The organism is Citrobacter sp. HN-141 (genome assembly GCF_033341895.1).
Taxonomy (GTDB): Bacteria; Pseudomonadota; Gammaproteobacteria; order Enterobacterales; family Enterobacteriaceae; genus Citrobacter.
Genome location: NZ_JAWPBF010000007.1, coordinates 111,626 through 127,319, shown reverse-complemented (window position 1 = coordinate 127,319; position 15,694 = coordinate 111,626). Strand labels below are relative to the sequence as shown.

The 15,694-nt window shown below is 51.8% G+C and carries 13 protein-coding genes; 3 read left to right on the top strand and 10 right to left on the bottom strand.

Going from position 1 to position 15,694, the window contains the following annotated elements:
• Positions 1-6: 6 nt before the first annotated feature.
• Positions 7-609 carry a cob(I)yrinic acid a,c-diamide adenosyltransferase gene (cobO, locus tag RYZ59_RS10695; protein ID WP_318047803.1) on the top strand — a complete coding sequence of 201 codons (603 nt, stop codon included), beginning with the start codon at positions 7-9 and terminating at the stop codon, positions 607-609.
• Between the two features lie 105 nt (positions 610-714).
• On the opposite strand, the gene RYZ59_RS10690 is transcribed toward cobO, so the two are convergent.
• Positions 715-1,617 carry a LysR family transcriptional regulator gene (locus RYZ59_RS10690; protein ID WP_137381339.1) on the bottom strand — a complete coding sequence of 301 codons (903 nt, stop codon included), beginning with the start codon at positions 1,615-1,617 and terminating at the stop codon, positions 715-717.
• Positions 1,618-2,021: 404 nt separating this feature from the next.
• On the opposite strand from RYZ59_RS10690, the gene cobA reads away from it, so the two are divergent.
• Positions 2,022-2,810, top strand: a complete 789-nt coding sequence (cobA, locus tag RYZ59_RS10685; RefSeq protein WP_318047806.1) for a uroporphyrinogen-III C-methyltransferase — start codon at positions 2,022-2,024, stop codon at positions 2,808-2,810.
• Here cobA and RYZ59_RS10680 read toward each other — a convergent pair.
• The 9 genes from RYZ59_RS10680 to sdhC form a co-directional block, all read right to left on the bottom strand.
• The gene (locus RYZ59_RS10680; protein WP_318047808.1) at positions 2,789-3,682 is read right to left on the bottom strand and encodes a PocR ligand-binding domain-containing protein; all 894 of its coding nucleotides are present in this window, start codon (positions 3,680-3,682) and stop codon (positions 2,789-2,791) included. The two genes, cobA and RYZ59_RS10680, sit on opposite strands and share 22 nt — an antisense overlap.
• A gap of 257 nt (positions 3,683-3,939) precedes the next feature.
• Positions 3,940-4,809, bottom strand: a complete 870-nt coding sequence (gene sucD, locus RYZ59_RS10675) for a succinate--CoA ligase subunit alpha (protein ID WP_005122544.1) — start codon at positions 4,807-4,809, stop codon at positions 3,940-3,942.
• Complete coding sequence (gene sucC, locus RYZ59_RS10670; RefSeq protein WP_003022927.1) at positions 4,809-5,975, bottom strand: ADP-forming succinate--CoA ligase subunit beta; 1,167 nt, start codon at positions 5,973-5,975, stop codon at positions 4,809-4,811. The genes sucD and sucC overlap by 1 nt, the downstream gene beginning before the upstream one ends.
• A 90-nt stretch (positions 5,976-6,065) precedes the next feature.
• A complete protein-coding gene (gene odhB, locus RYZ59_RS10665; RefSeq protein WP_003022925.1) occupies positions 6,066-7,289 on the bottom strand; it encodes a 2-oxoglutarate dehydrogenase complex dihydrolipoyllysine-residue succinyltransferase in 1,224 nt (407 codons plus the stop codon).
• Between the two features lie 14 nt (positions 7,290-7,303).
• Positions 7,304-10,105: a 2-oxoglutarate dehydrogenase E1 component gene (gene sucA, locus RYZ59_RS10660; RefSeq protein WP_271442215.1), complete on the bottom strand. Its 2,802-nt coding sequence runs from the start codon at positions 10,103-10,105 to the stop codon at positions 7,304-7,306.
• A gap of 266 nt (positions 10,106-10,371) precedes the next feature.
• Positions 10,372-11,088 (bottom strand): succinate dehydrogenase iron-sulfur subunit SdhB, encoded by a 717-nt coding sequence (sdhB, locus tag RYZ59_RS10655; protein ID WP_202039119.1) that lies wholly within the window; start codon positions 11,086-11,088, stop codon positions 10,372-10,374.
• Positions 11,089-11,103: 15 nt separating this feature from the next.
• Positions 11,104-12,870 (bottom strand): succinate dehydrogenase flavoprotein subunit, encoded by a 1,767-nt coding sequence (gene sdhA, locus RYZ59_RS10650; protein ID WP_318047811.1) that lies wholly within the window; start codon positions 12,868-12,870, stop codon positions 11,104-11,106.
• Complete coding sequence (sdhD, locus tag RYZ59_RS10645; RefSeq protein ID WP_005122550.1) at positions 12,870-13,217, bottom strand: succinate dehydrogenase membrane anchor subunit; 348 nt, start codon at positions 13,215-13,217, stop codon at positions 12,870-12,872. The genes sdhA and sdhD overlap by 1 nt, the downstream gene beginning before the upstream one ends.
• Entirely contained in the window at positions 13,211-13,615 is a 405-nt protein-coding gene (sdhC, locus tag RYZ59_RS10640) for a succinate dehydrogenase cytochrome b556 subunit (RefSeq protein ID WP_016152282.1), read from the bottom strand. The genes sdhD and sdhC overlap by 7 nt, the downstream gene beginning before the upstream one ends.
• A 694-nt stretch (positions 13,616-14,309) precedes the next feature.
• Between sdhC and RYZ59_RS10635 the strand changes: the two genes are divergently transcribed.
• On the top strand, positions 14,310-15,593 hold the full coding sequence (locus RYZ59_RS10635) for a citrate synthase (protein WP_087053009.1): 1,284 nt from the start codon (positions 14,310-14,312) through the stop codon (positions 15,591-15,593).
• Positions 15,594-15,694 lie beyond the last annotated feature (101 nt).

Here is a 15,694-nt window from a genome sequence, read left to right as displayed (position 1 = left end):
GCGACCATGGAAGCGCGAGCCAACAATGACCGACATCGCCAGCGTCAGCAAAAGCTGAAAGCGCAGGTCGATACCCGCGTGGCGGCAGCAACGGAGAAAAAAGGGATTCTGATTGTCTTCACCGGCAATGGCAAAGGGAAATCCACCGCAGCCTTCGGCACGGCGACGCGCGCGGTTGGTCACGGAAAAACCGTTGGCGTCGCGCAGTTTATCAAAGGCCAGTGGGATAATGGCGAGTACAACACACTGCACCCTCTCGGCGTGGAGTTTCATATTATGGGTACCGGTTTTACCTGGGAAACCCAGAACCGCGAAGCCGATATCGAGGCGGCCACGGCAGTGTGGCAGGAAAGTAAGCGCATGCTAGCCGATGCGCATTACGATCTGGTCGTACTGGACGAACTCACCTATATGTTGGCATATCACTATCTGGATACGCAGGAAGTTATCAACGCCATCGAAAATCGCCCTGCCGACCAGAGCGTCATTGTCACCGGGCGCGGTTGCCATGCGCTGTTACTTGAACTTGCCGATACGGTCAGCGAGCTTCGCCCGGTTAAACATGCTTTTGATAGCGGCATTCAGGCACAGCCAGGGATCGACTGGTAATCGCTCTTTTGCCGGATAAGGCGTTTACGCCACATCCGGCGATTTACCCGATACCGATACGCTTATCGGGCCTATACCAGTAGGCCTGATAAAGCGCAGCCGCCATCAGGCAGCTGACACCACGGACTTATTTAGCAACCAGTTGCGGAAGATTTCCAAATGCAGGGACTCTGATTTCTCCTCCCGCCACGTCATGATAAATCGATTCCCAGTACGCATTGGAACATCGCAAGGAATCACCATATCCCCGCTATCCAGATCGTGCTGAATGGCAAAACGGGGTAGCAATGCGACGCCAAGGTTGGAACGTACCGCCGCAATCAGCATCGACAAGAGATCAAATCGCGGACCTTTATTCACCAGCGGGCTGCTGACATCGGACAGCGCAAACCATTCCTGCCAGCCTTTGATGCGGGTGCTTTGATGCAAAAGCGGGTATTCGTTCAGCAGTTCATCGACAGACAGCTTCCGGTCCGGTTCGGCAAGCAGGCAACGGCTGCACACGGGCAGAATTTCCTCTTCGAACAGGTACTCGACCCCCGACCACGGAGAGTAAAAATCTTCCCGCATGATCGCTGCGTCATATTCCCGGTTAAGAAAATCGCCAATATTCGCCAGAGAATGAATGTTAACGATAATATCCGGATTGAGTTTATTGAACTCACGCAGGTTTGGGATCAGCCAGTGCGTACTGAACGTCGGGTTAACCGCCAGTTCGATCACTTGTACGGTCGGCTGCCATGTCATGATCGTCGTCGTATCTCGTTCAAGCTTGTTCAGCGTTTCTTTAACGATAGTTAAATAGTGTTTGCCTGCCGCATTTAAAAAAATGCGCTTTTTGGCATGATTAAATAGCGCTGTATTAAGAAAATCCTCTAGCGCATTCACCTGGCGGAAAACGGCACTTTGTGTTAAAGCCAGCTCTTCAGCTGCCCGGGTATAACTTTCGTGACGCGCAACCACTTCAAAAGTTACCAGCAACTCCGTTTTGGGTATTTTTCCTCTCATAACCTCTTCCATATGCAGCGTACAAAAATAGTTTAATTTATAAAAAATAATTCATGTCACCCGAGTAAACATCGAGTGTTATATTTTATTTCAGGCATTGATGTCATTGATCCAATCCATGATTTGTTCATACTGATGGCGGATAAATATTAACCAATAATACTCAAGCACAACAATAAACACAATTTAATTAAGGTTAAATTCAGACACATAGCGCCAATAAGTTCTTAATAATTTTTCAAGTCATCTTGTTTATTGTGGAAAAAACTTTGCGAGATTAATCAATATTATCCTTGTGATAATTTAGGAAAATTTAGCGTTATAACTTACAGGCAAACGACTGCTTTTAATCATTCTCCGGGGTGGTTCTGCCTTTTTTTGTTAGACGTGATAAAGGACACAATGTGAAAACTTTCGGAAAGGTCTGGCTCGTTGGCGCAGGTCCCGGTGATATTTCATTACTCACCCTCAAAGCAGTGATGTGCATTAAACAAGCAGATGTCATTATTTACGACAGGTTGGTCAATCCTAAGATTCTGGAATGGGCATCCGCTGACTGTGAGCTTATCAATGTCGGTAAGAATCCAGGATTTCATTGCGTGCCACAGGATGAAATCAACGCGCTTCTCGTTCAGTATGCCCAGACGCATCACAATATCGTGCGCTTAAAAGGTGGCGATCCCTACGTATTTGGTCGTGGGGCCGAAGAAGCTCAAGGGCTTATCGAGCCGGGGATACCTTTTGAAGTCGTCCCCGGTATCAGTTCAACCATTGGGGGATTAACCTGTGCCGGGATCCCGGTAACACATCGCGATTACGCCTCTGGTTTTCACGTGGTGACTGGCCATACGCGGGAAGGCAACCAGCAGCAGGACTGGCGTCAACTGGCCAAACTGAACGGTACATTGGTTATCGTCATGGGTATTGCGAATCTGGCATTCATCTGTGAAGAGCTACTGATGGGCGGAAAACCGGCGGAGACCCCCGCGGCCATTATCATGTCCGCGACGCGAGAAAATCAACGCCGCCTGACCTGTACGCTCGGTTCATTACTGGGCAAAGCGCAGGAAGCGAACATCGTTCCACCCGCGCTGATTGTTATTGGTGATGTGGTGACCCTGAGCGATCGGCTCTCTTTTATACCTGAAGCCATCACGCTGCCAGACAACCTTTACTGCGAGAGTCTGGCGTGACGAAAAGACTGGGGTGATGTTTGATGCGCCGCCCGGAAAACGCGACAAAAATAGCTGGTTTGTGCGTACTGAAGTTTCCGGGCAATACTGTCTATTGAATGAACAGGATCATGTAATAGCTCCCCCGCCTTTTGCATTTTTTTCTGATTTACCCAGGTTTTAAAATTAACGCCCTGGCGTTTCTTAAAAAATCGACTGAAATAATTTGCACTTAAACAGACATGTGCTGCCACAGACTCCAGGGATAAGTCACTATACAAGTTATCATCAATATAACGCAGTGCCGCCAGTAGTTTTTTCTCATGACGAGAAAGCTCCGTTAAATAGTGCCGAACGCTACTTACCGGTTTATCGAATACCACTTCAGATTGCTTTTCTTGTCTCTCAAAATTGTTGACAATAAAATGTAATAAATTAGCCGATGCCACCAATGTATTATTATCAACCGCAACGAGCTGTTCCCACTCGGCTTTTATTTGAGGATCGCCCATCCACCGTAACTCATCTTCAACGATGATGGTTTTATATTCCTGGTACTTAGCCCGAACCTGACCACAGATAATAAAACCATGCAGATTCCCCTCATAAATTAATGGCATGGAGAATAAACTTAGCCCTGCATGGCAGCTGAATATTCTGGGTTTACACTGTTTCAGTGCCTCAAAAGCACACTGTTTATCGCACGCCTGGCAACCAACACTGTAGCGTTTATTCGCTCTCATCAGCTTACAGAATGAATTAAAATTATGGCAATCAGAGAGTGCTCTGCCTGTAACATCAACGACTACCGTTGCTAACCCCGTCGCATTGGAGAAGACTTCTGCTATAGAGAAAAAACATGGTAAGTAATCATCCTGAATTTTCAGCGACACGCCATCCTCCAACCTTAATATGACTAAAGGCGGTAATATGCAAAATCCAGGCACAAGAAAGAATGATGTTCGCCGCAAAAAATAATCTCATTTGTGAAGATGGTTGTGATCAAATTGCATGATGCGGGATGACAGAAAATAAAAAAGGCCATCAATAGATGGCCAACCATGTCGAAAACGAATCAGTCTTGCTTCCTTCGCGTAACCGCTGTTTTCTGCTACGCGAAAGAGTCAGACCTTATACTGCTTTTTGAGAATTACTTAATTACCGCTTTCAGCGCTTCGCCGATATCGGCCAGACTACGAACTGTTTTCACGCCTGCGGCTTCCAGCGCAGCGAATTTCTCATCCGCTGTACCTTTACCACCCGCGATGATCGCACCCGCGTGACCCATACGCTTGCCTTTCGGCGCGGTCACGCCTGCGATGTAACCCACAACAGGCTTGGTCACATGATCTTTGATGTAAGCAGCCGCTTCTTCTTCCGCGCTACCGCCGATCTCACCGATCATGACGATCGCTTCAGTCTGCGGATCTTCCTGGAACAGCTTCAGGATGTCGATGAAGTTAGAGCCAGGGATCGGGTCGCCGCCGATGCCCACACAGGTAGACTGGCCGAAACCGTAGTCGGTGGTCTGCTTAACTGCTTCATAGGTCAGGGTGCCAGAACGGGAAACGATACCCACTTTACCCGGCTTGTGAATGTGGCCCGGCATGATACCGATTTTACATTCACCCGGAGTGATAACGCCTGGGCAGTTCGGGCCGATCATACGTACGCCAGCTTCATCCAGTTTCACTTTCACGGTCAGCATATCCAGCGTTGGGATACCTTCGGTGATAGTGATGATAAGCTTGATGCCTGCATCAATCGCTTCCAGAATGGAGTCTTTGCAGAACGGCGCCGGAACGTAGATAACGGTGGCGGTTGCGCCGGTCGCTTCTACCGCTTCACGTACGGTGTTGAACACTGGCAGACCCAGATGCGTGGTGCCGCCTTTACCCGGCGTAACGCCACCGACCATTTGCGTACCGTAAGCGATCGCTTGTTCAGAGTGGAATGTCCCCTGGCTACCGGTGAAGCCCTGGCAGATAACCTTGGTATCTTTATTAATTAAAACTGACATTATTTCCCCTCCACTGCGGCAACAACCTGCTGAGCTGCATCCGTCAGACTTTTCGCTGCAATAATATTCAGGCCGCTATCAGCCAGTTTTTTCGCGCCGAGTTCAGCGTTGTTACCTTCCAGACGTACCACGACCGGAACGTTTACACCTACTTCTGCTACCGCGCCGATGATACCGTCAGCGATCAGGTCGCAACGTACGATACCGCCGAAGATGTTAACCAGTACGGCTTTAACATTGTCATCAGAGAGGATAATTTTGAACGCTTCGGTTACACGCTCTTTGGTCGCACCGCCTCCAACGTCGAGGAAGTTAGCCGGTTCGCCGCCGTGCAGCTTAACGATGTCCATGGTGCCCATTGCCAGGCCCGCACCGTTAACCATACAACCGATGTTACCGTCCAGTGCGACGTAGTTCAGTTCCCACTGTGCAGCCTGCGCTTCACGCGGATCTTCCTGAGACTGGTCGCGCATTTCGCGCAGGTCAGCCTGGCGGAACAGCGCGTTGCCGTCAGCCCCCAGTTTGCCGTCGAGGCAGATCAGGTCACCCTGCTTGGTCACCACCAGCGGGTTGATTTCGATCAGCGCCAGATCGCGCTCCAGGAAGATAGTCGCCAGACCCATGAAGATCTTGGTGAACTGCTGAACCTGTTTACCTTCCAGACCCAGTTTGAACGCCAGCTCACGACCCTGGTAAGGCATTGGGCCTGCCAGCGGATCGAGCGCCACTTTGTGGATCAGGTGCGGGGTTTCTTCCGCTACTTTTTCAATTTCCACGCCGCCTTCGGTAGAGGCCATGAAGACCACGCGACGGGAGCTACGATCAACTACTGCGCCGAGGTAAAGTTCTTTACCAATGTCGGTCGCGGCTTCAACCAGAATCTGATTTACCGGTTGGCCATGGGCGTCTGTCTGGTAAGTAACCAGACGTTTACCCAGCCAGTGTTCAGCAAAAGCGCGAATGTCTTCTTTGCTGTTTACCACCTTCACACCGCCCGCTTTACCACGGCCACCAGCGTGAACCTGACATTTCACTACCCACGGGCCAGCGCCGATTTTAGATGCGGCTTCTTCGGCTTCGCGCGGAGTAGTACAGGCATAACCCACCGGTGCCGGTAAGCCATAGCGGGCAAAAAGTTGTTTTGCCTGATATTCATGTAAGTTCATGTGTTCTGTCCATCCTTCAGGTAATCGTTATCTTTTACCCGTAGGCCTGATAAGCGTCCAGACCTACGGGGCAGGTGATACTCTTATTAACTACACGTCCAGCAGCAGACGTGTTGGATCTTCCAGCAACTCTTTAATGGTTACCAGGAAGCCCACTGACTCACGACCATCGATCAGACGGTGGTCATAAGACAGCGCCAGATACATCATCGGCAGGATTTCAACCTTGCCGTCTACTGCCATCGGCCGATCTTTGATGGCATGCATACCCAGGATGGCGCTCTGCGGCGGGTTGATGATAGGCGTGGACATCAGGGAACCGAACACACCACCGTTAGTGATGGTGAAGTTACCGCCCGTCAGATCTTCGACCGTCAACTTGCCGTCGCGACCTTTTACCGCCAGTTCTTTAATATTCTTCTCGATGTCGGCCATACCCAGCAGATCAACATCACGCAGTACCGGGGTAACCAGACCACGCGGCGTGGAGACCGCCATGCTGACATCAAAGTAGTTGTGATAAACCACGTCATCACCATCGATAGACGCGTTCACTTCCGGATAGCGTTTCAGCGCTTCAACAACGGCTTTAACGTAGAAAGACATAAAGCCCAGACGGATACCGTGGCGTTTCTCGAACGCATCACCGTATTGCTTACGCAGGTCCATGATTGGCTTCATGTTGACTTCGTTGAACGTGGTCAGCATGGCGGTGGAATTTTTCGCTTCCAGCAGACGCTCGGCTACGCGTTTGCGCAGACGGGTCATCGGAACACGTTTTTCGCCACGCGCGCCCAGTTGAGCCTGTGGTGCAGGTGCTGCTGCCGGCGCTTTTGCTTCGGCTTTCGCAGCCGGAGCTTTCGCCAGATGTTTTTCAACATCTTCACGGGTGATACGACCGCCGACACCGGTGCCGTTGATAGCGCTGGCTTCGAGGTTATGCTCACCCAGCAGGCGACGGATCGCCGGGCTCAGGGCATCGTTGTTCTGCTCAGCAAGAGACGCCTGCTGGCGCTGTGCCGGAGTAGAATCTTTCTCTTCAGACTTAGCACTGGTTTCTTTACCGGTGCTGTTGCCTTCACGCAGGCGACCGAGGATCTGGCGAGAAGTGACGGTTGTCCCTTCATCTTCCAGGACCGCATCAAGAATACCGTCCGCTGATGCCGGTACTTCCAGTACCACTTTGTCAGTTTCGATTTCTACCAGTACTTCATCACGACGTACTGCATCGCCCGGTTTTTTGTGCCAGGTTGCAACCGTTGCATCCGCTACGGATTCAGGCAGGTCGGGAACAAGAATATCTACGCTACTCATTATTTATCCTTTATTTAATCGACGTTCAGCGCGTCATTGACCAGATCTTGTTGCTGCTTCTGGTGAACGGACATATACCCTACTGCCGGAGAGGCAGAGGCCGGGCGACCTGCATAACGCAGAGCTGACCCAAATGGAATTACTTCACGGAAATGATGCTGGCTGCAGTACCATGCGCCCTGGTTGAGCGGCTCTTCCTGGCACCAGACAAAATCATGTACATGAGCAAACGGTTTCAGCGCTTCCTGCACCGCTTTATGCGGGAACGGATAGAGCTGTTCGATGCGCACAATGGCAACATCTTTTTGGCCATTCTTACGGCGTTGTTCCAGCAGGTCGTAATAAACCTTACCAGAACACATTACGACCCGCTTCACGGCTTGTGGATCAAGTTCATCAATCTCACCAATGGCTGGCAGGAATGTGCCGTTCGCCAGTTCGTCGAGCGTAGACACCGCCAGCGGATGACGCAGCAATGACTTCGGTGACATCACCACCAGCGGACGACGCATACCGCGCAGCGCCTGACGACGCAGCATGTGGTAAACCTGTGCCGGCGTAGACGGAACGCAAACCTGCATGTTTTGCTCAGCACAAAGTTGCAGATAACGTTCCAGACGCGCAGAGGAGTGCTCCGGCCCCTGGCCTTCGTAGCCGTGCGGCAGCAGCATCACCAGACCGCACATGCGGCCCCATTTCTGCTCACCGGACGAGATGAACTGGTCGATAACGACCTGAGCGCCGTTGGCGAAGTCACCGAACTGCGCTTCCCAGATGGTTAGCGTACGCGGTTCAGCCGTGGCATAACCGTATTCAAATGCCAGCACCGCTTCTTCAGACAGTACGGAGTCCCATACGCGGAACGTCCCCTGTCCGTTATGCACATGCTGCAGCGGGGTGTAGGTTGAACCGTTCGCCTGGTTATGAATCACCGCGTGACGGTGGAAGAAAGTACCGCGGCCGGAGTCTTCACCCGACAGACGTACCGGAATGCCTTCGTCAACCAGCGTGGCGTAAGCCAGATTCTCTGCGCCACCCCAGTCAAACAGCTTCTCGCCTGCGGCCATCGCCTGACGATCGCCATAAATCTTGGCAACACGCGACTGCATTTCAACCGCTTCAGGTACGGTGCTGATGCGTTTGGCCAGTTCCTGCAAACGCTTCATTTCAACCTTGCTAGGGTAGTTTTCATCCCACTCGTGGTTGAGGTACGGTGACCAGGTGAAGGAGTGCATGTTCATTGGGCGCCACTCTTTCACCACGCATTCGCCCGCATCCAGCGCATCACGATAGAGGTTGACCATTTCGGTCGCATCTTCCAGCGTGGCAACTTTATCCGCTTCCAGCTTGTCAGCGTAGATTTTGCGCGGGGTCGGATGCTTTTTGATTTTCTGATACATCAACGGCTGGGTTGCGCTCGGCTCATCGGCTTCGTTATGGCCGTGACGGCGGTAGCACACCAGATCAATGAAGACATCACGTTTAAAGGTATTACGGAAATCCAGCGCCAGACGGGTAACGAAAGCAACCGCTTCCGGATCATCCGCGTTCACGTGGAAAATCGGCGCCTGAACCATCTTACCGATGTCGGTGCAGTACGGTGTAGAACGCGCATCCAGCGGGTTAGAGGTGGTGAAGCCTACCTGGTTGTTGATAACGATGCGAACGGTACCGCCCACTTCGTAACCACGCGCTTTGGACATGTTCAGGGTTTCCTGAACCACGCCCTGTCCGGTCACTGCCGCATCACCGTGAATTGTAATCGGCAATACTTTATTGCTGCTCGGCTCATCCAGCCTGTCCAGACGCGCACGTACCGACCCGATAACCACCGGGCTAACGATTTCCAGGTGCGACGGGTTAAACGCCAGCGCCAGGTGTACCAGGCCGCCTTCGGTTTCGATATCAGACGAGAAGCCCATGTGGTACTTCACGTCACCGGTGCCGAGGTGTTCTTTATGTTTGCCCGCAAATTCGTCGAACAGTTCCTGCGGGCGTTTGCCCAGTACGTTAACCAGAACGTTCAGACGACCACGGTGCGCCATGCCCAGCACCACTTCACGGGTACCGCTGTTACCGGCGTGGCGGATCATCTCTTTAAGCATTGGGATTAACGCATCACCGCCTTCCAGCGAGAAGCGTTTTGCGCCCGGGAACTTCGCGCCCAGGTAGCGTTCCAGGCCTTCAGCTGCAGTCAGTTCACTGAGGAAGCGTTTCTTCTCTTCGCTACTGAACGCGGCACGTCCAGACTCGATACGCTGTTGAAGCCAGCGTTTTTCTTCGGTGCTGGTGATGTGCATATACTCGGCGCCAATTGGGCCGCAGTAGGTTTGTTTCAGCGCAACAACCAGGTCGCTCAGCTTCATGGTGTCTTTGCCGCCGGCAAAAGAACCTACGTTAAAGCTTTCCTGAAAATCAGCGTCGGTCAGATCGTGGAAAGACGGGTCCAGATCGGCCACATTTTCTTGTTGCCACAGCCCCAGCGGATCGAGGTTCGCATGCTGGTGACCGCGGAAACGATAGGCGTTAATGAGCTGCAGGACTTTAACCTGCTTCACATTGGCATCAGGGTCGGAAATAGAAGAAGAGTAACGTGGGGTAATCAACGCCTGTCGACGGAAATAATCACGTGTTTTTGAGTGGAGTTGATCCGGTTTGACTCCGGTACCAGGTAACTGCTGGAACGTCGAACGCCAGTTAGCATCTACCGAGTCAGGGTCGGTTAAGAAGTCTTCATAGAGCTGTTCTATCCAGCTCTGGTTAGAACCAGAGAGGTAAGAAGAGTCCAACCAGGCTTTCAAAGCGCTGTTCTGCATCGTGATCCCTTAAGCATTTGTATGCTTACTTCGCCGTGGATACTACCACGCACACCGATGTGCGTGCCGGGGTTCACTTGTTGCGGACTGTCGTGTTTTCTGCGTCCGCTAAGGAACCTTTAAAAACTGTCTAATAATGTGGCAGTTTTTAGAGGTTTCCTGCACTTATATTGCCTGATGGCGCTTCACTTATCAGGCCTACAAGGTACGTAACCCGTAGGCCGGATAAGACGTTTACGTCGCCATCCGGCAACCACTACAACAACTTACGCACTACGTTTGAGCAGCATCGACTTAATATGGCCGATGGCGCGCGTCGGGTTCAGTCCCTTAGGACAAACACTGACGCAGTTCATGATGCTATGGCAGCGGAATACGCTGAAAGCGTCACTCAAACCGTCCAGGCGGCTGTCGGTCTCGGTATCGCGGCTATCAATTAAGAAGCGATACGCTGCCAGCAGGCCTGCCGGACCAATAAACTTGTCCGGGTTCCACCAGAATGATGGGCAAGATGTTGAGCAGCATGCACACAAAATACATTCATACAGCCCATCGAGCTTCTCACGCTGCTCTGGCATTTGTAAATGCTCACGAGCCGGTGGATTTTTCCCATTATTCAACAAGTAAGGTTTAATCTTCTCATACTGTGCGTAGAATTGCCCCATGTCTACCACCAAATCGCGCACCACCGGTAAACCCGGCAGCGGGCGAATGACAATCTTCTTGCCCGGCTGATTCAGCGCAGAAATAGGTGTGATACAGGCCAGACCATTTTTACCGTTCATGTTCAGGCCGTCGGAGCCACAGACCCCTTCACGGCAGGAACGGCGGAACGATAGCGACGGATCTTTTTCTTTCAGCTGCATCAGTGCATCCAGCAGCATCATGTCGCGCCCTTCTTCCGCTTCCAGGGTGTAATCCTGCATGTGCGGAGCATCATCAACATCCGGGTTATAGCGATAAATTGAAAACTCGAGTCTCATTTTCCTGTCTCCGCATTAGTAAGTACGAATCTTCGGCGGGAATGCCGGGCGCAGTTTCGGTTCCATGTTGACTTGACGTCGGGTCATGGATTCCGACTCTGGCAGATACAGGGAATGGCACAGCCAGTTTTCATCATCACGTTCCGGGAAGTCGAAGCGGCTATGCGCGCCACGGCTTTCGGTACGGAAGTTTGCAGATACTGCAGTGGCGTAGGCGGTCTCCATCAGGTTATCCAACTCCAGGCACTCAACGCGCTGGGTGTTGAACTCGCTGGAGGTATCGTCCAGACGGGCATTTTTCAGGCGTTCGCGAATCGCTTTCAGCTCTTCAAGACCTTTCGCCATCGCGTCACCTTCGCGGAATACCGAGAAGTTATGCTGCATACATTCCTGCAGCGCTTTGCGAATCGCCACCGGGTCTTCACCGTTACGGTTACCGTTCCAGCGGTTCAGACGCGCCAGAGAAGCGTCGATTTCATCTTCGGTCGCATCCAGCAGGTCACCCTGCTCAGCGATAGATTCCTGCAGGTGCAGACCAACCGCACGACCAAATACGACCAGGTCCAGCAGCGAGTTGCCGCCCAGACGGTTGGCGCCGTGAACCGATACGCAGGCGATTTCGCCGACGGCAAACAGCCCAGGAATCACCACATCTTCGCCCTGCTCGTTCACGGTCAGCGCCTGGCCAGTAACTTTGGTCGGAATACCGCCCATCATATAGTGGCAGGTTGGGATAACCGGGATTGGCTCTTTGACCGGGTCAACGTGAGCAAAGGTACGGGACAGTTCGAGAATGCCCGGCAGACGGGATTCCAGTACTTCTTTACCGAGGTGGTCGAGTTTCAGTTTAGCGTGCGGACCCCATGGGCCGTCACAGCCGCGACCTTCACGGATTTCGATCATAATGGAGCGCGCTACCACGTCACGACCCGCCAGGTCTTTCGCATTCGGGGCATAACGCTCCATGAAGCGCTCGCCGTGTTTATTCAGCAGGTAACCGCCTTCACCACGGCAGCCTTCTGTGACCAACACGCCCGCGCCGGCGATACCGGTTGGGTGGAACTGCCACATTTCCATATCCTGCACCGGAACACCGGCACGGATTGCCATACCTACGCCATCACCGGTGTTGATGTGGGCGTTAGTTGTTGACTGGTAAATACGGCCAGCACCGCCGGTCGCCAGCACGGTGGCGCGGGCTTTGAAGTAAACCACTTCACCGGTTTCGATACACAGTGCGGTACAACCGACAACTGCGCCATCAGCATTTTTCACCAGATCTAACGCATACCACTCGGAGAAAATCGTGGTGTGGTTTTTCAGGTTTTGCTGATACAGCGTGTGCAACAGCGCGTGACCGGTACGGTCAGCCGCCGCGGCGGTACGTGCCGCCTGTTCACCGCCGAAGTTCTTCGACTGGCCGCCAAACGGACGTTGATAAATGGTGCCATCGTCGAGACGCGAGAACGGCAGCCCCATGTGGTCCAGCTCCAGAATCGCTTCCGGACCGGTTTTACACATATATTCAATCGCGTCCTGGTCACCAATGTAGTCCGACCCTTTAACGGTGTCGTACATGTGCCATTCCCAGTTATCTTCATGGGTATTACCAAGCGCCACGGTGATGCCACCCTGCGCGGATACGGTATGGGAACGGGTCGGGAAGACTTTGGAGAGCAGCGCACAGGTCTGGCCGCTCTGGGAAATTTGCAGCGCCGCGCGCATACCTGCGCCACCGGCACCAATCACAACAGCATCAAATTCTCTGACTGGCAGTTTCATTACACACCCCACACCACAACAAATCCATAAATGACGTAAACCACCAGCGCAACGACAATGGCCAGTTGCAGAATCAGGCGTACAGCCAGCGGTTTAACGTAGTCGGTCAACACCTGCCACATGCCAATCCAGGCATGAATCAAGATGGAGAAAAGTGCCAGCAGGGTGAAGACTTTGGTGAATGCCGATGAGAAGAAACCGGTCCAGACTTCAAACGTCAGCTCGCCGCTGGTGGCGAAGAAGCCGACCATATAGATGATGTATAACGTCAGAACGATAGCGGTAGCACGGACCAGAATGAAGTCATGTACGCCGTTGCGTCCTAATGCGGAGGCGTTGCTTACCATACGAGGACTCCTGCAAGAAGTGAAAGCACGACAATGATAACGAAACAAATTTTGGCGGAGCGTGTCCCTGCTTCGAGGGTTTCTTCGATATAGCCAAAATCCATCAACAGATGGCGAATGCCCATGACGGCGTGATAGGCCAGCGCAATCAGGATCCCCCACAGAATTAACTCCACGAAGAAGTTATTCATAATGGATGACGCGGCGAGGAAACCTTCAGGGGAGGACAAGCTGGTACCCAATAACCACAACAGGATCCCGACCGCTACGAAGGTGATCACTCCAGATACGCGATGGAGAATGGACGCTATCGCCGTGATTGGGAATCGGATCGTTTGCAGATCCAGATTGACAGGTCTTTGTTTTTTCACATTTCTTATCATGAATAACGCCCACATGCTGTTCTTATTATTCCCTTTGGACTTCGGGCACAGAAGATAAAGACTTCTGTAGTCTGAAAGACGCCGGGATTTCCTTCCTCCGGTCTGCTTGCGGGTCAGACAGCGTCCTTACTATAACTACGCGTCATATAAAACACTGCTTCCAGTTGCTAAAACGACACGTTACAACGCTGGTTGGCTCGGGATTGCAGGGTATTCCGGAGACCTGGCGGCAGTATAGGACGTTCACAAAATCATTACAATTAACCTACATATAGTTTGTCGGGTTTTATCCCGAACAGTGACATAGGTCACGATAACAACATTATTTTAATTTTTAATCATCTGATTTGACAATCATTAAACAAACTTGTTACAAACAACACCAGAAAAAGCATATAATGCGTAAAAGTTATGGGGTCACTCTTTCACCGGAGATTTAGTTATGTAACAGTGTGGAAGTATTGACCAATACCTTCAGGACAGTTATTAGTGTAGACAGGTTTAATAATTCGGATTGCTAAGTTGTTGATTTGTTGCTAATTCACCATGAGTTAACTGATTTACCTGCAAGCGCCCATTGCTCTGTACCCTGGTTTTCTCCTCTTCGCAGAGCGGCGAGCCGAATAACAAAGTGGTAACGGTTAATTGATGAGTTGAAACAGATCTCACCTGAGTAGTCTTAAGCAATAAGGCGCTAAGGAGACCGTAAATGGCTGATACTAAAGCAAAACTCACTCTAAACGGTGATGCTGCTATCGAACTGGATGTGCTGAAGGGCACGCTCGGTCAGGACGTTATTGATATTCGTAGCCTTGGCTCAAAAGGCATGTTTACTTTTGACCCAGGTTTCACCTCTACCGCATCCTGCGAATCCAAAATTACGTTCATCGACGGTGACGAAGGTATTTTGCTGCATCGCGGCTTCCCGATTGACCAGTTGGCGACCGAGTCCAACTATCTGGAAGTGTGTTATATCCTGCTGTACGGTGAAAAACCGACGCAGGAAGAGTACGACGAGTTCAAAACCACGGTCACTCGCCATACCATGATCCACGAGCAGATCACCCGTCTGTTCCACGGTTTCCGCCGCGACTCTCACCCGATGGCCGTCATGTGCGGTGTTACCGGGGCGCTGGCTGCGTTCTACCACGATTCGCTGGATGTCAATAATCCGCGCCATCGTGAAATCGCCGCCTTCCGTCTGCTGTCCAAAATGCCGACCATGGCCGCGATGTGCTACAAATACTCCATCGGCCAGCCGTTTGTTTACCCGCGCAATGACTTGTCTTACGCCGGTAACTTCCTGAACATGATGTTCTCCACGCCGTGCGAAAAATACGAAGTAAACCCCATTCTGGAACGCGCCATGGATCGTATTCTGATCCTGCATGCTGACCACGAACAAAACGCTTCAACGTCAACCGTACGTACCGCAGGCTCTTCTGGTGCGAACCCGTTTGCCTGCATCGCGGCCGGTATTGCTTCCCTGTGGGGACCGGCACACGGCGGCGCCAACGAAGCTGCGCTGAAAATGCTGGAAGAAATCAGCTCGGTTAAACACATTCCGGAATTTGTTCGCCGCGCGAAAGACAAGAATGATTCTTTCCGCCTGATGGGCTTTGGTCACCGTGTTTACAAAAACTATGACCCACGCGCCACCGTGATGCGTGAAACCTGCCATGAAGTGCTGAAAGAACTCGGCACCAAAGATGACCTGCTGGAAGTGGCAATGGAGCTTGAGCACATTGCGCTCAACGACCCGTACTTCATCGAGAAGAAACTCTACCCGAACGTAGACTTCTACTCCGGCATCATCCTGAAAGCGATGGGCATCCCGTCCTCCATGTTCACCGTTATCTTCGCGATGGCGCGTACCGTTGGCTGGATTGCACACTGGAACGAAATGCACACTGACGGCATGAAAATCGCCCGTCCGCGTCAGCTGTATACCGGCTACGACAAGCGCGATTTTAAGTCTGCTATTAAGCGTTAATTGAGAACAAGCCTCCCTTCCTGTCGGCAAGGGAGGCAAATGTTCAAACCGCATTGTCGAAACTCAGGCAAAAACGTTTTCAGTCCAAGGGACTGGCGTCA